Annotated in this window: 16 protein-coding genes; 12 read left to right on the forward strand and 4 right to left on the reverse strand. The window is 28.5% G+C overall.

All coding sequences use genetic code 11. The features are described 5' to 3' along the window. Position 1 precedes the first annotated feature (1 nt). Positions 2-760 carry a hypothetical protein gene (locus Ccar_RS01705; RefSeq protein ID WP_007059795.1) on the forward strand — a complete coding sequence of 253 codons (759 nt, stop codon included), beginning with the start codon at positions 2-4 and terminating at the stop codon, positions 758-760. A 144-nt stretch (positions 761-904) separates the two neighbouring features. Here Ccar_RS01705 and Ccar_RS01710 read toward each other — a convergent pair whose 3' ends face one another. Next, on the reverse strand, positions 905-1660 hold the full coding sequence (locus tag Ccar_RS01710) for a sulfite exporter TauE/SafE family protein (protein ID WP_007059794.1): 756 nt from the start codon (positions 1658-1660) through the stop codon (positions 905-907). 208 nt (positions 1661-1868) lie between these two features. On the opposite strand from Ccar_RS01710, the gene Ccar_RS01715 reads away from it, so the two are divergent. The 3 genes from Ccar_RS01715 to Ccar_RS01725 all read left to right on the forward strand — a co-directional run bounded on the left by Ccar_RS01715 (position 1869) and on the right by Ccar_RS01725 (position 4159). Then, positions 1869-2732: a LysR family transcriptional regulator gene (locus tag Ccar_RS01715; protein ID WP_007059793.1), complete on the forward strand. Its 864-nt coding sequence runs from the start codon at positions 1869-1871 to the stop codon at positions 2730-2732. A 208-nt stretch (positions 2733-2940) separates the two neighbouring features. Further along, positions 2941-3117, forward strand: a complete 177-nt coding sequence (locus tag Ccar_RS01720; protein ID WP_007059792.1) for an aspartyl-phosphate phosphatase Spo0E family protein — start codon at positions 2941-2943, stop codon at positions 3115-3117. 247 nt (positions 3118-3364) lie between these two features. Continuing rightward, on the forward strand, positions 3365-4159 hold the full coding sequence (locus Ccar_RS01725) for a Cof-type HAD-IIB family hydrolase (protein ID WP_007064464.1): 795 nt from the start codon (positions 3365-3367) through the stop codon (positions 4157-4159). 82 nt (positions 4160-4241) lie between these two features. Here the strand turns inward: Ccar_RS01725 and Ccar_RS01730 are convergent, their stop codons facing one another. Continuing rightward, complete coding sequence (locus tag Ccar_RS01730; RefSeq protein WP_007059789.1) at positions 4242-4697, reverse strand: CBS domain-containing protein; 456 nt, start codon at positions 4695-4697, stop codon at positions 4242-4244. Positions 4698-4997: 300 nt separating this feature from the next. On the opposite strand from Ccar_RS01730, the gene Ccar_RS01735 reads away from it, so the two are divergent. After that, positions 4998-6299, forward strand: coding sequence for a glycosyltransferase family 39 protein (locus Ccar_RS01735; RefSeq protein WP_007064462.1), 1302 nt, complete (start codon positions 4998-5000; stop codon positions 6297-6299). Positions 6300-6713: 414 nt separating this feature from the next. On the opposite strand, the gene fdhF is transcribed toward Ccar_RS01735, so the two are convergent. Then, positions 6714-8870 carry a formate dehydrogenase subunit alpha gene (fdhF, locus tag Ccar_RS01740; RefSeq protein WP_007059786.1) on the reverse strand — a complete coding sequence of 719 codons (2157 nt, stop codon included), beginning with the start codon at positions 8868-8870 and terminating at the stop codon, positions 6714-6716. Positions 8871-9111: 241 nt separating this feature from the next. Between fdhF and prdD the strand changes: the two genes are divergently transcribed. The 3 genes from prdD (at position 9112) to Ccar_RS01755 (ending at position 12433) form a co-directional block, all read left to right on the forward strand. Beyond that, a complete protein-coding gene (prdD, locus tag Ccar_RS01745; RefSeq protein ID WP_007059785.1) occupies positions 9112-9867 on the forward strand; it encodes a proline reductase cluster protein PrdD in 756 nt (251 codons plus the stop codon). Between the two features lie 54 nt (positions 9868-9921). Next, positions 9922-10887, forward strand: coding sequence for a DMT family transporter (locus Ccar_RS01750; RefSeq protein ID WP_007064461.1), 966 nt, complete (start codon positions 9922-9924; stop codon positions 10885-10887). Between the two features lie 220 nt (positions 10888-11107). Continuing rightward, positions 11108-12433 carry an amidase domain-containing protein gene (locus tag Ccar_RS01755; protein WP_007059783.1) on the forward strand — a complete coding sequence of 442 codons (1326 nt, stop codon included), beginning with the start codon at positions 11108-11110 and terminating at the stop codon, positions 12431-12433. 103 nt (positions 12434-12536) lie between these two features. On the opposite strand, the gene Ccar_RS01760 is transcribed toward Ccar_RS01755, so the two are convergent. Further along, on the reverse strand, positions 12537-13136 hold the full coding sequence (locus Ccar_RS01760; RefSeq protein WP_242655068.1) for a hypothetical protein: 600 nt from the start codon (positions 13134-13136) through the stop codon (positions 12537-12539). A gap of 277 nt (positions 13137-13413) precedes the next feature. On the opposite strand from Ccar_RS01760, the gene Ccar_RS01765 reads away from it, so the two are divergent. The 4 genes from Ccar_RS01765 to Ccar_RS01780 all read left to right on the forward strand — a co-directional run bounded on the left by Ccar_RS01765 (position 13414) and on the right by Ccar_RS01780 (position 19380). Next, on the forward strand, positions 13414-14115 hold the full coding sequence (locus Ccar_RS01765) for a response regulator transcription factor (RefSeq protein ID WP_007059781.1): 702 nt from the start codon (positions 13414-13416) through the stop codon (positions 14113-14115). Continuing rightward, complete coding sequence (locus tag Ccar_RS01770; RefSeq protein ID WP_237737309.1) at positions 14105-15553, forward strand: sensor histidine kinase; 1449 nt, start codon at positions 14105-14107, stop codon at positions 15551-15553. The genes Ccar_RS01765 and Ccar_RS01770 overlap by 11 nt, the downstream gene beginning before the upstream one ends. A gap of 87 nt (positions 15554-15640) precedes the next feature. After that, the gene (locus Ccar_RS01775; protein ID WP_007064458.1) at positions 15641-16990 is read left to right on the forward strand and encodes a hypothetical protein; all 1350 of its coding nucleotides are present in this window, start codon (positions 15641-15643) and stop codon (positions 16988-16990) included. Between the two features lie 275 nt (positions 16991-17265). Beyond that, complete coding sequence (locus tag Ccar_RS01780; protein ID WP_007059775.1) at positions 17266-19380, forward strand: M1 family metallopeptidase; 2115 nt, start codon at positions 17266-17268, stop codon at positions 19378-19380. Positions 19381-19707 lie beyond the last annotated feature (327 nt).

Consider the following 19707-nt stretch of genomic DNA (forward strand, 5'->3'; position numbering starts at 1 on the left):
TTTGACACTACCAGGAAATACTGCAGCAGTAAATTTAAAAAGTGGTTGTAGTGGAATTCAGGTGAATAATTTAGATATTGAAAATGGACAATTGAATGTAAATATAGGAGACAAGGAAAGTGTGTCACTTAATAATATAACTGCAGCGATAAATGACAATAGGAAGATAGATGTATCTATAGCTGGAGCAACTGGTGATAGTGTGTTCAATATAAATGGTATGTATACAACTAATCTTTCTATTACAGGTAGTGGAAAAGTTATACTAGGTAAATACAGATGGTTTGAAATGAATATAATAAGTTTAATTGGAAAAATTGATATTGATGCAAGTGCAATAGATGTTTACCTGGAAGAAGAAACAAAGGTTGTCAATTTAAATACAAATGGTATAACTACAAATATAATGATAGGGCGTGGAATAGTTCAGAATTTAAATATAAATGGTATAACTACAAATTTAGAGATATATAGTGGAATAGTTTTCAATTTATTCATAAATGGCATTACAACGGGTGCTACACATGTTTTGGCAAGTGCTGGAGGGTTTAAAACAGTACAAATTGATAGAGGAAATACAGATTTATATTTTGAAGATTCATGCACAATTACAAATTCAATAAATTTGAATTACAACAATATAACTATTACTTGTCCATATAGTTGGATACCTGACGGAAAATTTATTGTACAAGGTGGAGTTACAGATAAAAGTACTGTTAAAATAAATAAGAGACCTATTACAGAATATGGTTTATAGATAAAGTTTAGATTTTAATAAGGCCTGGGAACTTTGCAAGTTTGATTTTATTAAACATTGGAAAGTTCTTAGGCTTTTTTATATATAAAGAGGATAGAATTTTTAGGTTCTATATTATAATAGCAAATTTTATAATATCATACTCTAAAGTGTCATGCTATACAGTAATTTAGCTGCAATAGCTAAAGACATAGTTACAAAAATAGGCTTTATAATTTTAGAACCTTTTCTTAAAGCTATTTTTGCTCCTAAATGTGCACCTATTACCATAAACACTGCAACAGGTAAACCTATTTTATAGTTAATTTCTCCTCTTACTGCAAATACAATGATAGATGCAATATTACCTACAAAGTTCATTACTTTACAGTTTCCACCTGCTCTTATAAAGTTAAAATTATATATTTTTATAAGACCAAAAATCAAGAAGGTACCGACACCGGCTCCTAGAAAGCCATCGTAAAAGCCTAAGAATAGAGCAAGAATAATACCTAGAGTTATATTTTTTCTTGAAATGTTCTTAAATCTATCCTCCATTCCTATATTTTTTGAAAATAAGCTGTATAACCCAACAAATAGTAGGAGTATGGGTACTATAGTATTAAGATAACTTGTTTTTATACGCAGTACAGTAGTTGCTCCTAAAATACCACCAATAAAGCTAAAAGGGATTAAGTATTTTAATATATTAAAATCTACTTTTTTAGACTGTGCAAATTTAATTGAGCTGGAAAAGGTTGAACAACAAGAAGTAAACTTATTTGTACCTAGTGCTAGATGTGGTGGTATTCCTGCTAATAAATATGCTGGTAAGCTTATTATACCTCCACCACCAGATATGGAATCAACAAAAGCTGCAAAAAAACAAGCTGTACACAAGAAAATTAAGTTATTATCCAAGGATATCCCTCCTTAAAATTTTAGTTTTATAAAAGACAAAAAATATATTAGAAATTAAATAACTTAAATATTTGATAGTACTAGTTTTTAAGCATGCTTAACTTTTCATCTATTATTATAACAAAGAAGATTTCATATGAAAAATATATATAAAGTATTATAATCATACTTACAAAGTATAAATAATGTATGGGAAGTGATTGTTTGCATGGATATAAGACAATTAAAATATTTTCTTGCGATTGCTGAAGAAGAGAATATAACGAGAGCTGCCGAAAAATTACATATAGCTCAACCTCCACTTAGCCATCAATTAAAATTGTTGGAGTATGAACTAGGGGTGAAACTAATAGATAGAAGCACACGTAAAATACAATTAACAGATACAGGAGAAAAATTACGATATCGAGCTGAGCAGATGTTAAATTTAATGGAAACTACAGTAAGAGAATTAAAAGATATTAATGAAGGGGTTCAAGGAACTTTGTTAATTGGTACAGTACCATCTTCAGGAGCAACACTTTTGCCAGAGAGAATCCATAGTTTTCATGAGAAATATCCAGGTATTGATTTTCAGATATGGGATGGTGATACTTATAGGATAATGGAGCTGCTCAGTAGTGGAACAATAGAAATTGGTATTATACGAACTCCATTTAATTCTAAAATTTATGAATCAATATGCTTACCTAAAGAGCCAATGGTGACAGCTAGCAGCAATTCATATTCTTATAATAAACAAGGATCTTTAGAAATTGCTGAACTTGTGGATACACCATTAGTAATTGATAGAAGATTTGAGAAAGTTATAGTTGATGCATTTGAAAAAGAAAGAGTTAAGCCTAAGATTATTTGCAGAGGTGATGATGTTAGATCTATACTTCTTTGGGCAAGTACTGGAATTGGAGTAGCTATTGTACCTAAAGCTGCTACTGGACTTATTCCGAATTCTAATTTAAATTATAGGAAAATTAATCTAACTTCTGTAGAGACACAGACAGCTATAATATGGATGAAAAATAGATATTTATCATCTGCAGCTAGACATTTTTTAAAAACCTTTAAAGAGTAGTTCAAAATATATGGTGTTGCTAAACTATCCTTTAAAGAAGTTAATAAAAAAGATTAGTTTAGATTGTAAAACTTTTTTAAAATAGAAACTTTAACTAACAATATAGATTTTCGTGTAATATACTGACTAAATCAGTTATAAAATAACATACAATATAATCCATAATATACCTAAACATGATAATATTGGTCATGAAGGGAGGGATATTATGGATAGAGTAGAACAGTTATTGAAGAAAATTGAAGAAACTAGGACTTATATGAACGACTTAATAAAGGAGAAATCAGATTTGCTGGATCCGGAAGTAATAATCGTAAGCCAAATGCTAGATTCAATTTTGGATGAATATTATAAAATTCTCCAGCAAGAAAACATCAGGAAGTAGCTAAAAAACAGAAGAGGTAATAGAGAGACAAGCATGTTAAAACAGCATATAAAATACTATATAGTATAAAAAAGTTAAAATTGAAGGGGAGATTATTACCTCTTCTTCGAACAAAAAGAGTTGAGTTTTTATACATAATATATATAATATAAATAGTTGGATGTATGAAAGTTAAATATAAAGTGATTGAAGATTAATCATAATATATAGTGAAATAATTATAGCGTTGAGTTTGGGAGGAAATTTAATGATAAAACTTATAGCAAGTGATATGGATGGTACTTTGGTAAATGATGAAGGAAAGATAAATGAAAAAATGTTTGAATTAATAAATAATCTTCATGAAAAAAATATAAAATTTGCAGCAGCCAGTGGCAGATTTTATTCACAGCTGAGCAAAAATTTTGAAAAAATAAAGACAAGCATTATATTTATATCACATAATGGGGCACTAGTAAAATTCAATAATAAGGGACAAACTCTTTATTCAAGCTGCATTTCATCACAAGATATAGAGCATGTAGCAAATTTAAAAAGAGATTTTGGGGAGAAGTTATTTTTAGCAGCTGCGGATGATGCATATATGGTAAATCCATCACAGGCCCTATTAGATGAGTTTAAATTTTATGATATACCTTTGGTAATAATAAAATCCTTTAAGGAAGTAAAAAGTCCAATTTATAGAATGACTTATTATACAAAGGATGGTGTAAAGCCAGAAACTGTTGAATATTTAAAAAACAATTTAAATGAAAATCTTGAATTTGTAGTGTCTGGTGGGAAGTGGATAGATATAATGAATAAGGGTACCAGCAAAGGAAATGCCATAAAAATACTTCAACAAAAATTTGGTATAAATGAAAACAATACAATGGTTTTTGGAGATTATTATAATGATTTAAGTATGTTTAAAGAGGCATATTACAGCTATGCCATGGAAAATGCTCCAGAAGACGTTAAAAAACATGCTAATTTCATTGCGGAAAATAATAATAAAAATGGAGTATATAATGTAATTAACAAGTATGCTGCTTCCATTTAACTAATATTATTAAAAGGATTTATTTATAAACCGCACACTTAAATTTGAATAGGTGTGCGGTTATTTAACTTTTAAATAAATGTTAAAGTATAGATTTAAAGCAATTCCTTATGACATCTCCACGACTAATAATACCAACTAGTACTCCATTATGTTCTACTGGTAATTTTTTTATACTTTTTTTGGCTAATATAGAGGCAACGTTCTCAATGTCTTCATTCATGTTAACTTTAATAACCTTCCGTTGAGCTATATCCATAATGTTTAAGTTAAGTATTTTTTGAAGCCTGTCTTCAAATTCATCATCATCACCTTTTGCAGCAGAAACATAATATAAAAAATCTACCACCAAGTTTTCATGCTTTCCTATGTATCTCATAATATCACCATCGCTTACATAGGCTACAATTTGATTTTTGCTATTTGTTATAGGAATACCGCTTATGCGATATTTAATGAATTTCTTTATAACAGACCTTACTAGATCATTTTCATTGACTGTGTACACCTCAGTAATCATTATTTCATGAGCTTGCATAATCCAACCTCCTAGCATATATAATTTTTACTCTTTTGTTAATAAGTTGCTATAATTTAATTATATAGCTTGGTGGAAGGATGTCAATGATGTATTTACATAATTTAACATAATAGATATATTGATACCAATATATAAGAATAAGTTTGAGTAGTAAACAAATACATAAGAAAATGTGTTTTAAAAATCAATATAAGGTAACTAATTTGAAACTAAAGATTGACTTTGATAAAATAAGTAGAGTATTTGAAAATTTAACTGATGATTTGCTTAATAATCTAAAATAGAGGAGACATTACAATGAAAAGTATAGATAAAATTACTGCAAGTACATTATTTTTAGAAAAAAACTATTACAAATCAATAACAATGTTAGGTATTCTAATTTGTGTTATATGGGCTGCTGTAGTAAATACAAAACCATTTTCAGATTTTGCATATTATGATGAAGTTGCAAGGCAGATTGCCGCAGGAGGTGCCTGGGGAGACACATATACTTCTGTTGGATATTCCATTGTTTTAGGGGGCATATATAAAATATTTGGAAGCAGTTTGATAGTTGCAAAGATATTTAATTTAATTTTAACCTTTTTTAATTATATACTTATGTACAATATTTTGAAAAGTGTAGAGTTAAAGGAAAATAAAAGAAAACTAGTATATGCATTATTTGTTTTTTTTCCTGATAACATTTTTTATAATAGTATATTAGCAACAGAAATATTATTTACAACTATATTGCTTCTAATAACCTTAATATATCATAAAAATATTAAGCATAAATATATAATTATTGGAGCCTTAACAGGTATGAATACTATGATTAAACCATTTTTTATGATATTTTTCTTTGCTATATTTGTAATAGAGATAATTTTAAAATTTAAATTTATAAAGGTAATAAAACATTCATTAATAGTTTTAATCACTAGTGCCTTAGTTATATCTCCATGGATATATAGAAATACTAAGTTAATAGGACAGTTTACTTATGTATCAAATAATAGTGGTATTGTATTATACATAAATAATAATTCTCAAAATCATTATGGTGCATGGATGCCAGCAAGTGAGGTTGAGGATTCAATTGTAAATAAAAAAGAATATAAAAAAGCTAATATGACAGAAAAAAATAATATGTTAAGTGATGCAGCTAAGAAATGGATAAAAGAACATCCAGTACAGTTTGTACAACTTGGATTTAAAAGATTATATAAAACATATCTTATTGGATATTCTATAACTTATAGCTTTAATGGAGCTGGTTTAAATAAAATTACAGAAAATATTTTAACTGCTTATTCCAGTGCCATATCAATATTAGTAGCTGCAGTATCAATTATAGTGATGATTATGTATAGTAAAAAGGTAATTTGCAGCATATTCAATAAAGAAAAAGTTAATTCATATAGTGTTTATAGTTTAATTTGTTTTTATATGTTTTCTTGTATGTATTTTATTACTGAAGGACAGCCGCGTTATGCATTTCCAGTTATATTTATTATGATTTATTTCTTTTCAGATTTAATTGGAATAAAAAAATTTAGACAGGAAAAAATAGATAGTGACCACAACGCTCTGTTTACAAAATCCAATTTGTAAAACTTCATATAATATGGGTTTCATTTTCAATTTAAAAAGCTATAAAATATAGGATTAACCTAATTTTATAGCTTTTTATGTTTATATTATATATTTATACCTAAGCTAAAAAGATAACTTTTAGCTAAAGTGATAAAAGCTTTATCAACTTTCATTTTAACTGTTTACAATAATATTAAAAAGCATTATACTTATAATAAGATAACGTTTTTGTTATGTAGTTAAAAAAATAAATAAAGGATAATACCACTCCTAAAGTAAAAATTCAATATGAACACAAAAATTAGGAAAAGTGAGTATTACCCCTTAAAAGTTTTATATTTATTAGATAATGTAATTAGATTTAAAAAATAAAATATTTATAGTAATCTTTTTAGGGAGTATGGCATTAAATAAATGAAAAAAATAAATTATTTAAGCATTTACTTCATAAGTATCTTTTGTTACTCCCATTTTTTTACGTAATTCAGTATATTTTTGTGCTAGTTCCTTTTCAGCTAAGGCTTGATTAGGAAAAGGTTCTACTTTAATAGCACAATATTTGTATTCTGGAGTTTTTGATATAGGATCTAAATTATCACAAGTAAGTTCATTACAAGCTCCAATCCACCATTGATAAGTCATATAAGTATCACCACTTCTAACTCTATCTGTAACTAATGCTCTAGACATTACAGAGCCTCTTCTTGAAGTAACCTTTACTAAATCTCCATCTTTAATTTTAAGTTTCTTGGCATCTTCAGGACTCATTTGAATTTTACCAGGTTCATCTTCTAGCATTTTAAGAGTACGACAATTTCCAGTCATTGTCCTTACAGAATAATGTCCTATTTCCCTAACAGTACATAAGCTTAAAGGATATTCTTTATCTGGAGATTCTTCAGTAGGTCTCCATTCAGCAGCAAATAAAATTCCTTTTCCACTTGGTGTGCTAAATATATTATTTTCATAAAGTACAGGAGTTCCAGGATGATCTTCAGAAGGACAAGGCCATACTATTCCTCCTAGTTTTTCCATTCTTTCATAGGATGCACCAGCGAATTTTGGAGAAAGACTTCTCATTTCATCCCATATTTCCTTTGTATTATTATAGTGCATTGGATAGCCCATAGCAGTAGATAATTCGGAAATTATTTGCCAATCAGGTTTAGCTTCACCAATTGCTTCTACAGCTTTACGAAATCTTTGGAAGCCTCTATCAGCAGCACTGTATACACCTTCATGTTCACCCCAGGAAGTTGCAGGAAGTATTACATCTGCATGGAGAGCTGTTTTATTCATAAATATATCCTGAACTATTACAAGTTCTAACTTATCTAAGGCTTCTTTTACTTCATTTGAATTTGGATCACTTTGAACAGTATCTTCTCCCATTATATAGTATGCTTTTAACTTATTTTCCTTTAAAACTAGTTTAGGAACTTCAGTTAGATGATATCCGACTTTATCAGAAAGTTTTACGCCCCAGGCTTTTTGAAACTTTTCACGAACAGCTTTATCAGTAACCTTTTGATATCCAGGGAAGCAGTTAGGAATGGCTCCCATATCGCAAGAGCCTTGTACATTATTTTGGCCTCTTACAGGTCCTATACCAACACTAGGTCTTCCATAATTTCCTGTCATTAAAGCTAAAGCAGCCAAACCTTTAACTACATCTACAGCTTGACCAAATTGACAAACTCCCATACCATAGAGAATCATTGGGTTCTTTGCACTGGAATACATTCTCATGGCTTCTCTAATTTTTTCAGAAGAAACATTGGTTATATTCTCAACATATTCAGGATTATATTTATTTACCATAGCTTTATATTCATCAAAGCCTTCAGTATATTTAGAAACATATTCTTTATTATATAAGTTTTCGTTAAGAAGCACATTGGCAAAGCCGTTTACGAGAGCCATATTAGTCCCGCCCTTTAGTTGAAGCCATAAATCTGAAATTCTTACACTTTCTGTAACTCTAGGGTCTACGACTATAATTTTTGCACCTTTTTCCTTTGCTTTAACTACCCTTCTAGCAACTATAGGATGAGATTCAGCAGGGTTGTATCCAAAGATAAGTAATAAATCTGCATTTTCAATTTCAGGAATAGTGTTTGACATTGCACCATTACCAAGAACTGTAGCTAGTCCTGCTACAGAAGGTCCATGACAAACTCTAGCACAGTTATCCACATTATTTGTACCTATAACAGCACGCATAAATTTTTGCATTACATAGTTTGTTTCATTTCCAGGTCCTCTAGAACATCCAGTACCCATTATGGAATCCGCACCATATTTATTTTTTATATATGTTAATTTTTCTGCAGTAAATTTAATAGCTTCATCCCATGTAACTTCTACTAGTTGGTCATTTTTTCTAAGCATTGGTTTTCTTATACGAGCGGTTAAAAGTTGAGGATCATTTAGAAAATCCCATCCGTAGTATCCTTTTAAACATAACTCTCCTTCATTTGTTCTGCCATTTGCAGGTTCTGCTCTTTTGATTTTTCCGTCTTCAACTACTAAGTACAAATTACAGCCTGCACCGCAATAAGGACATACCGTTAAAACTTTTTCTTCCATACCTTAATACCCCACATCTTAATATTTTTAGATAAGCAAAAAAATATACTTATCTATTTTAAATATACATGCATATGATATACAATTCAAAAAATATAAAAAATTGCTATTACTCGAATTTCAATCTATAAGAATTTGTAATATAACATATAAGAATTTGCAATACGGTTTTCGTTCATTTGCAAGTAATAATATTGAATGCTAAGATTGTAGTATAATTCAAAAAGTTAAGGTGATTAAAATGAATAAAGAATTACGAAAGCTAGTTATTAAAACTTTTCACATTGAAAAGATAATGTTCGATGAAAAGACTTATATAAAAAATAATGTGCTTTTTTTAAAAGAAGGTTTAGAAAATCAAGCTGTGGAAAATGAAGATATTATAAAAAATGTGCATATAAAAATTATACAACCTGATGATAAGCAAGTATGGGTAAATTCTATAATGGACTTTTATCCTATAGCTACTAAAGTACAAGGAAGGTTAGGGGAAGGAGTAACTAATCTAATAACAGGTATAGTTGTTATGCTTACTGGTGCAGATGAACTAGGAATACCTCAAGGAAAATTTGGATGGTCACCAGGTTATCTTAAGGATATTGTTTATTTCAATAGAAGAGGTACCCCTTCCAGTACAGATATTATACTTAATATAGATGTAAATTTAAAAACTGGAAGAGGAATTTCTAGATCAGATATAACTACAGTGCATAGAGTATGTGATAAAATAGTTCAAGAAATAAGATATTACTTAAAAAATGTAGATTCAAGTTTATGTGATGAAGTTCATGAATTTGTAGATAAAGTAAAGACTGAAAAGAAGAAAGTTATTATACTAAAACAAGTAGCTGCACAAGGAGCCATGTATAATAATCAGTTGTTTCCCAAAGAGCCTTGTGGAGTTATAGGAAGTAAATCTATAATAGATTGTGGAAGTTTACCTGTAGTATTAAGTCCTAATGAGTATAGAGATGGAGCCTTAAGAGTGATGACTTAGTAAATGTTAATCATAAATTTTTATATAATACATAAAGAAAGGAACTTGGTAGTTTTGAAGGACAGAAAGATTTTTACAAACACAAAATTTGTTGCTGTTATTGCAACAATATGCTGCTTATTATGGGGAAGTGCTTATCCTGCAATAAAAATAGGGTATAAACTATTTAATATTTCTTCATCTAATATTTCATCAGAACTTGTATTTGCAGGATACAGATTTACTATAGCAGGTATAATATTACTTATTATTGCGCAAAAGTACAGAAAAAAAGTATTTGATATTTCAAAGAAGAATATATTGGAGTTGTCTTTATTAGGTTTTACGCAAACCACATTACAATACATATTTTTTTATATTGGAGTTGCAAATACCACTGGTGTTAAAAGTTCTATAATGAATTCTACGGTAACATTTTTTAGTGTTATTTTAGCACATTATATATATGTAGATGATAAATTAAATATGCAAAAAATAATTGGATGTACTGCAGGATTTATAGGAGTCATGATAGTAAATTTTAGTAGTGATTTATTAAATTTTTCTTTTAGTTTTCAGGGAGAAGGATTTGTTATAATAGCAGCATTTATTTTTTCTGCATCCGCTATTTATGGTAAAAAGCTTACTAAAAGTATGGATGTAATTATAATAACAGGTTACAGCCTTTTTATAGGAGGATTAATGCTTATACTTATTGGTGTTTTGTTTAAAGGAAGAGTTTATAATTTTACAGTAGAATCTTCTTTATTGCTTATTTATCTGGCATTATTATCTTCTGCAGCATTTTCATTGTGGAACTTACTTTTAAAATACAACAAAGTAGGTCCGGTATCTATGTTTAATTTTTTAACTCCAATATTTGGAGCAGTGCTTTCAGCTATTTTTTTAAAGGAGAGTATTTTTGAAATTAAAAATATTGCTGCACTAATATTGGTATGTTTAGGTATATGGATGGTTAATAGAGAAAAAATTAGCATTTTTCAAAGTCCAACTATTATAAGTAATTGTAAAAAATATTGATACTACTATTGAAGCAGCAGTACTAATATTTCAAAATGATTTTAAATAAAAAAGGAATTTGTATATAGTTAACTTCTATAGATAAGTTCCTTTTTTTATTTTTAATCGCTTTAATTACCAGTACATAATGGATATAAAATTTAAATTAAATTGAATAACTCATAGTGCTGACAGGGAAAGTTATATACTAAGAGACTAAAAGGAGCGTGATGAGTTAGCAATGATAAAAAGACATAAGCATGTGATATTCTTTATTTTAATTATTAGTTCTATTTTTGGATATAAAGTCAAATTTAATTATGCTAAAGGAATGCAGCTGAAAAATTCAACAGAAATTAAAGATGAAAAGTTAAGTTACAACATACTAAATGCAAATAAATGTAATCAAAAAAATATACAAATCAGTAATTTAGCAAGATACAAATTCGTTCAGTGCAATATTGAGCCTAATAGTGAAAATCAAGGTAAAACAGATCCTAACAAGAAAAATTCAATTGAAAATATTGATGAAAATCAATTAAAATCAGAAGTTGAAAGAATATACAATGCACGTTCAGCAGCATTTGTCTCTGGTGATGTATCATCTCTAAAAGAACTTTTTGATACTTCGCAGAGATATGGTAAATGGGCATTGGAGCATGAAATCAAAAGGGTAAAATATCTTAATGATTGGTCAAATGAAAGAAACATAACTTTTGGAAAAGTAACCTCTGCAGTGAGAATAAAAAAGATTTATCCTAAAGGCAATATAATAAAAATGGCTTTACAAGAATCATATAAGTTTGATTATGTTTATAACAATGATGATAATTCTCCAATTAATTCTTTTGGAGTTGGAATAAGACATACAACAAGTTTGATTAAGAAAAATGATAAATGGGTTATTTATAACGATTGGTATACTGATTGCTTTGAAGATGCACTACTTGGTTATTCTAATGTTGCTGATAGTATTTTAAGAATGCTCCCTAATATTCATGATTCAAATAATGGTCATGAAGCATTAAGTTATAGTAGACCATTCTATGATAGAGAGAAGGCTGTTGCTTATGCTGATAAATACTGTGGAGCTGCTTGGGGAAGTAGTAATAATTTTAAATACAACAAGAAATATAGTGATTATAATGGTATAGGAGGAGATTGTAGTAATTTTGCATCACAAGTATTAGGAGATAAAGAAGGCGGGGGTATGCCTATTGGTGGTTCTTGGACTCCAGGAAGTAGAGCTTGGTCTAATGCAGATGGTTTAAAGAATTATTTAACAGGCAGTGGAAGAGGAAGTGTAATTAGTGTTGGCACTTTTAAAGAGTTAACTGAATCTTCAGAAAGACTTCCAAGTGGTGCAATTGGGAAAGTACAGCTTGGAGATCTAGTTGCTTATGAAAAAGGTAGGGGAAATGTAGATCACTTTGGAGTAATAACAGGATTTGATAGTCATGGTTATCCATTAGTAAATTCGCATACTACAGATAGATATCATGTACCTTGGGATTTAGGTTGGGGCGATGCTAAAATTAGATTTTTCCTTATACACATAAATGGATAAGATAGATTTGGCATATCTTATCCTTTAATAATAATCAATATATAAAAATAAATGAGCTATCTCAAAATGATTTTAGAGATAGCTCATTATATTTACTTATTTTTTAGTGCATACCATGTCCCTGCTGATATTGATATCCTTGCTGCATTCCCTGTTGCCCCATTTGACCCTGTTGATTCATCTGATTCTGTTGGCCCATTTGTCCTTGCATTCCTTGTTGACCCTGCATTCCCTGTTGGCCTTGCTGACTCTGTTGAGCCATTTGATTTAATTGAGTTTGAACTTGGTCTATAAGTTGATTAGTTTGTGCAAGCGCATTATTTGCTTGTATTTGATCATTAGCTTCATTTAAAGAACACATAGCTTGTTGAATAGAAGACTGTAACTGTTGTTGAACTTGCTGCTGCTGCTGTTGAGCACGAGTTTTAAGTCCGCGAATTTCCTGTGTAAGTTCACTTGAAATTTGTTGATTATTTTGGGATTGTCCTTGAGACTGAGACGTTGCTTGCATTGAAGAACTTTTTTTGTTTAAAGTGCTTCCTAGTGTTGATTTAATTTCATTTAAGGTATGTTCTAAAGAATCCTGTTGATTTTTAACAGTATTTAATTCTCTTGCAACTTCAGTATCTGTCTTTTTTTCCTTAAAGCCTTTTAAAATTTCTTTGTTTTTTTCATCCATGTTTGTTCCTCCTCCATAATTCATTACAAAAATATATTTCCCTCTATAATTACATCTATACTTTATTATTTTAAAAAAAAACTTCCAAATTGTAGGGTGATTAAAAAATTTTTAAAGTCCTGAACTTTTGGATGATACAACTAGTGATATTATTAATAGATAAATGATTCTATATTTAGTTATACAAATATAGAAAACATGAAATCATATGGAATCTTTTGATGAATAGTAGTGTATGATATAATTTTACTGTGTAAGAATTATAATTTTAATTGAAATGTAAATTTGGAGGAACAAAAAAGTGAATGAAAAAATTCTTTTAGTGGATGATGAAAAGAGCATTTTAGATGTAGTTACTTATGCACTAAAAAAAGAAGGTTATTTTGTGGAAAGAGCTTATGATGGCAGAGAAGCACTTGATAAAGTGGAGGTTTATAAGCCGCATATAGTAGTTTTAGATTTAATGCTTCCTGTAATAAATGGATATGATGTCTGTAAAAGGTTAGAAGGTAAAAATATTGGAATTATTATGCTTACAGCAAAAGAAGATATTGTGGATAAGATACTTGGACTTGAACTTGGAGCAGATGATTATATGACTAAACCTTTTGATATTAGAGAGCTTATTGCAAGAATTAAGTCTCTTATAAGAAGGCTTGATAAAACTATTGATGAAGAAAAGGACAGTGGTGTTATAAATATAGGTGATCTCAATATTAATAAAAAGAAGAGAACTGTAAGTATAAAAAATTCTCTGCTAGAATTTACACCTATGGAATTTGATTTATTGTATTTACTTCTTTCAAATTCAGGTACAGTGTATTCTCGTGAGCAGATTTTAAATATAATATGGAATATGGATTATGCTGGAGGAACACGAACGGTAGATACACACATTCAGAGAATAAGGAAAAAGCTGGGTAATAATTATCAGGATTTAATACAAACGGTATATGGTATTGGCTATAAAGGGGTTGATGAATTAATTGAAAATGGGAATTAAATTTAAGCTAATATCTTTTACAGCTTCACTATTGCTTATTGTAATATTATTTTTAAACTTTTTTGTACTCAGTGGAATAAAGGAATATCAGGAAAAAGGGACACAGGCTATTTTATTTAAGCAAAAAGATATGTTTGAAGAATATTTTAGCGAGCGAATGAGGTTGAATAAAAATGATGACTATAGTAATAGTTTAGCAAGAGGAAGCATTTTTAACAAAACATGGTTAAGGACTATACCTGCTAATATATATAATACAAAAGGAGAACTCCTTTCAGGATTTAAGACAGATGCAAAATTAAACGAGAATGATAAGAAAAAAATCATGATAGACTATGCCAATAAAGATAAGGTTTCTTTTAAAGAAATTAAGGATGTAATATATTTCTATTCTCCAATTAAATATAATGGAAATACAGTAGCAATTTTAGAATTGGAATATTCAAACAAGGAAAATAACTTGTTTTACAATAATATAAAAAAATTATTTTATGGCATAGGTTTTTTGGTGTTAATACTTGGTATAGCTGTGGAAAGCTTTTATTTTTCTAGGTTAACCAGGGATATATATGAAATGAAAGATTTGGTGGAAGATATTCAAAAAGGTAAATTTAATAAAGTTCATAAAGTAAATCGAAATGATGAATTAGGTGAATTGAATAAAGGTCTTATATTTATGAGTGATACCATAGAACAAAACATTAAAGATCTTAAAGTTGAAAGAGATTCTTTAAGTAGAGCAGTAGAGAAATTAAAAGAGATGGACAAGCAACAAAAAGAGTTTATAGGAAATGTAACACATGAATTTAAAACTCCAATTACTAGTATAAAGGCTTATGCAGATGTTATTGGAATGTATAAGGATGATATGAAATTAATCGAAGAAGGAACTTTAAGTATATCTAAAGACTGTGAGCGGCTTTCAAGCATGGTAGATAATGTATTGAATTTATCTGCTCTTGAAAAATATGATTTTGAAATTGAAAAAAGTGAAGTTAATTTAAGAAGATTATTGAATGAAACCTGTAAAGCAATGATGGCAAAAATAAAGAAAAATGGTTTGATTTTAAAATGTAATGCTGAAGATATTGATGCAAATTTGGATGAAGAAAGTTTAAAACATGTTTTTATCAATTTAATTGACAATGCTATAAAATATAATAAGTTAAAGGGAAGTATAAATGTTGAATGTTATAAAAATGACAAAGGCAGAATAATTATAAGTGTTGCAGATACTGGAATAGGTATGAGGGAAGAAGTGCTTACTAAAATTTTTGAACCGTTTTACAGGGCTGATAAACATAGAAGCCGTGAAACTGGAGGTGCTGGATTAGGATTAGCTTTAGTTAAGAAATTGGTTGAAAAACAAGGAGGAACTATAAGTGTAAATTCTAAGTTAAATGAAGGTACTACTTTTTGTGTTGAATTTTCTCCATAAAGTTTACAAGATTGTGACATTTATTCATAACTTTGTGAAAAAGTTTTGATAACATTAATTTATCAATAACATAGGGGGTAAAATTCAATGTTAGGTAAGAAAATTTTGGCTTTGATTTTAGTGGTAGGGGTTATAGGAGGTGTAGGTATATTTAAAGTAACCAGTGATGTATCTGCTAAATCTACAAATAATATAAAAGTTATGGCATATAAGCCTTCTGCCAAAGTTAATGAAAATGGATATCAAATTGACAAGTATGAGAATATTGAGAGTGCAGCATGGATGAATGAAAATGAGGTTTTGACTTTAACTAAAAAAAGTGAATTTAAAAATCCTGATTCTACTAGAATTATAAGATATTGCAGTATATATAATTTAAATACGAAGAAATTTGAAGACTTTAAAAATGTTAATATAGATGAATTTTTAGGAGTGTCACCAGATAAGAAATATGTTCTCTATGCAGAAGCAAGGGTTATTCCTAAAATTGAAAGTGAAGAATGGAAAAAAGCCCTTGAATCAGGAGATCTTCTTCATAAAAATGTAAAATTATTAAATTTGTCTACAGGCGAAATTAAAGATGTAAATACTGAAAAATTAAATAGCGATGCTCAATTCATATGGGTAAGTAGCAATAAAATCTTAGCAAATTATTTCAATCATTGGTCAGTAATTGATATAAATGGAAAGGTATATGCTGATGGAAATTATAATGGTGAAGAACATGATGATGCATGGATATCCGGTATAGATGATATTAAAGATTTAGGAAGCAGTGTAGAAGGTAAGTTTTATTATACTCAAAATAAAAATGGTAAAGAGGGAGTAAAAGTATGCTCCATAGATGTAAAAACTAGGGAAATAAAGGATATTTATTTCGATAAATATTCTTCCCATGCAGATAAAAAAGGAAAGATAATTATTATGGATAAGTTTGATAATAATGGTGATGCAATTAATGGAGTCTATACAAATAGAACTTTTGGAGCACTTATACTGAATGAATCTGGTAAAATAATTCAAAATCTTAAATTACCTAAAGGAAGAATAAGCTCAGGATCATTTACATCTGATTACATACTTTCACCAGATGGAAGCAAAGCTGCCTATATAGAGAGTAATAATGAAATAAATAATAATAACAATAATGAAAAATCTGATGTGTCTGTTAAGGTTATAGATACCAAAACTGGAGACATAAAAGAGATAGTAAAAGCATCTAGTTTAAATGATAAAAATGAAGAAAATGATTATATTACAGTTAAGATTAAAGACAAGGATGGTAATATTAAAGAAAAGAAAATTAAAAGAGTGCCTTGTATTTCAAATATTTGTTGGGATAGCACAGGAACCGCATTGTCCTTTACCTATGGAAATTCTAGTGATGTGATTAACAAGAATAATATAAATACTTATGTAGTTACATTTGATAAATAATAAATTTATTTTGTAAATATGTAAAAATTAAGATACAGAATAATCTGTGTAAAATTTATAAGAATAGCATAATATTTTTATAGTTTTTATACAGATTACATTTTTTTTGATAAATATTTAGCATAAATTAGTATTACTTGATATGATTAAAGTTACATTCTTTCAACTTAAAAGTACTACCATAAATAAGCATTTATATAAGTTTTTGTTTAAATACATGGAATTAAATGGTATAATCTACTTAATATTTATATAATGAAAGGATGTGATTTTGTTTGAAAAGAAGTAATGCTAAAATAATCTCAACAACCTTTATAATTTTATTATCAATTTTCTGCTTTTTTAAAAGTACTCCAGTAAAAGCAGATTCTTTAACTGCAAAATATAGCATGGATATTGAACTTAATGGTGCCAAGAAAACTTTAGCAGGAAAAGAAAACGTTTCCGTTCACAATTCTAGCGGTGCTGATCTTAAAGAACTTGTATTTCATTTATATCCAGATTTATATAACAAAAGAGAAACAATGCCTTTCTCCTATACTAATACAAAAAATGTACCTTTAACAGAAGAGGAAAAAGGTGATATATCTATTGAAAAGGTATTGATAAATGGTGAAGACACAAAATTCACTGAAGATAATGAGATTCTTAAGATAAATTTAGAAAAAAATCTTAAGAAAAATGATAATGTAAACGTTTCTATACAATTTAGTTTAAAGATTCCAAAGGGAACTTCTAGACTTAGCTATTTTAATGATGTATATTCATTAGCAGATTGGTATCCAGTACTGTCTATTTATGATTTGAAAGAAAATAGATGGGATGAAACTAAATTCTATCCTATAGGAGAATCAAATTATAGTGATGTTTCAGAATATGATATAAATATAAAAGTTCCAAAGGACTTTGTAGTAGTTTCTACTGGAAAAGAAAAAGAAATATCTTCAACAGATAACAAAAAGGTTATAAATTTAACTGCAAAAAATGCAAGAGACTTCATAATAATGATAAGTCCTTATTTTAAATGTATATCGAAGGAAATAGATGGAATAAAGGTCAATAGTTATTATTTATCTACAGATGATAAATCACTTGTAGATATAGCTCAAAGTGTATTGGATGCTTCAGTAAATGCAATGAAATTTTTCAGCCAGCAATTTGGCAAATATCCTTATGATGAGTTCGATATTGTTGAATCTTATTATGAGGGTGGAGCCATGGAGTATCCTGAACTTATTCAAATGCCAAAGTATGTAACAAGTATTGAAATTCAAACTCCATCAACTAAAAGATATATTGATGCTAAACCTTCTATAATTCAAGGAGCTATTCATGAGTTATGTCATCAATGGTGGTATGTCACAGTAGGAAATAATGAGTATAAAGAACCTTTTTTAGATGAGTCATTTGCTACTTTTTTTACTGCATATTATTTTGAAAAATGTGAAGGACAATATTCTCCTAATGCTGTACTTCGAAGTTTAAGATATAGTTTTTCTAAACTAGCTGAAATTAACCCCAAGATATTAAATTTACCTTGTGCAGGTTCAAGTGTGGACAAGTTTGGAAATGATAAGACATCATATGTTCAGGCAATTTATGTTAGAGCACCTTTAATATTGGAAGATTTAAGAAAGATGGTTGGCCAGGATAGCTTTTTGAAAATAATGCAGACATATTTTAAAGAATATAAGTTTAAAAATTCATCTATAGAAGGATTTTTAAATATAATTGAAAAACAAGCTGGATCAAAAATTAGAGATTATATAGGTGATGAAATTTATTCAGGGGAATATAAGGCAGAAAATTTAAAGCCTACTGATGAGGAAATAAATCAAATTAAACATGAGACATTAAAAGAGAAAATAAAAGCTTCAGAACAGGCCAATGGAAGTGTTCTTGGAAGTTTACTTTTGAGAGTTGAAAATGGTGAAAAAGCAATAATAGTTAAACCTTCTTCTCTTACTAAGGAAGAGGAAGCTTTTGTTAATAGTAAATTAAAAAGTTATTTTGGAAATTCTTATAATAAGCTGTCAATTCAATCAGATAATAGTGTAACTGAAAATGAGCTTAAAAATAGTAATATTGTACTTATAGGAAACCCCTGGAACAATAAAATATTTAGCTTAATGGCAAATAATATTCCACTTTCTATAAATAAAACAAGAGTATTTGCTCAGAGTTTTTCAGAAAATAGTGATAGTGTCAGCGGAATATTTTCAGCAAAGAATCCTAAAAATGATCAAAATATTATGCTAGCTATATTTTGGACAAAGGATGTATCAACAGATTTTTATTTTGATACCTATGCAAATCCTGAAAGTATAATGATAGAATCTCAGTTTATACTATCAATAGACAATAAAAGAATTGAAACAGGAAAGTTTTAGATATAGTAAATTAATCTTATTTAAAGATGAAATCTTTAATTTTTTAAATTAATCAATATTATGATATCTAGAGTCTTTTATAGTATAAGCTATGGAAGACTTTATATATTTCATTTCCTTTTAATTATATGCCTAAGTTATATTTTGCTCAAAAATAGTAATAAATATAAATCTTAAAAACAGTATAAATAGTATATAGAACAAATATAAAGGAGGTATAGGGGCATTCTTTATAAAGGCGTTCTCCTATACCTTTTTTTAATACATGACAAAGTACAATTTTATCTTATATAATAGTAACATGCTAAAAATTTTTGGGAGAAGGTT

The sequence above is a fragment of the Clostridium carboxidivorans P7 genome (genome assembly GCF_001038625.1).
GTDB classification, from domain to species: Bacteria; Bacillota; Clostridia; order Clostridiales; family Clostridiaceae; genus Clostridium_AM; species Clostridium_AM carboxidivorans.

Bases quoted from the DNA above. Each gene is read 5' to 3' on its own strand.
- Ccar_RS01715 (WP_007059793.1), top strand. From the start codon at position 1,869: ATGGATATAAGACAATTAAAATATTTTCTTGCGATTGCTGAAGAAGAG.
- Ccar_RS01720 (WP_007059792.1), top strand. From the start codon at position 2,941: ATGGATAGAGTAGAACAGTTATTGAAGAAAATTGAAGAAACTAGGACT.
- Ccar_RS01725 (WP_007064464.1), top strand. From the start codon at position 3,365: ATGATAAAACTTATAGCAAGTGATATGGATGGTACTTTGGTAAATGAT.
- Ccar_RS01730 (WP_007059789.1), bottom strand. From the start codon at position 4,697: ATGCAAGCTCATGAAATAATGATTACTGAGGTGTACACAGTCAATGAA.
- Ccar_RS01735 (WP_007064462.1), top strand. From the start codon at position 4,998: ATGAAAAGTATAGATAAAATTACTGCAAGTACATTATTTTTAGAAAAA.
- fdhF (WP_007059786.1), bottom strand. From the start codon at position 8,870: ATGGAAGAAAAAGTTTTAACGGTATGTCCTTATTGCGGTGCAGGCTGT.
- prdD (WP_007059785.1), top strand. From the start codon at position 9,112: ATGAATAAAGAATTACGAAAGCTAGTTATTAAAACTTTTCACATTGAA.
- Ccar_RS01755 (WP_007059783.1), top strand. From the start codon at position 11,108: ATGATAAAAAGACATAAGCATGTGATATTCTTTATTTTAATTATTAGT.
- Ccar_RS01760 (WP_242655068.1), bottom strand. From the start codon at position 13,136: ATGAATTATGGAGGAGGAACAAACATGGATGAAAAAAACAAAGAAATT.
- Ccar_RS01770 (WP_237737309.1), top strand. From the start codon at position 14,105: ATGGGAATTAAATTTAAGCTAATATCTTTTACAGCTTCACTATTGCTT.
- Ccar_RS01775 (WP_007064458.1), top strand. From the start codon at position 15,641: ATGTTAGGTAAGAAAATTTTGGCTTTGATTTTAGTGGTAGGGGTTATA.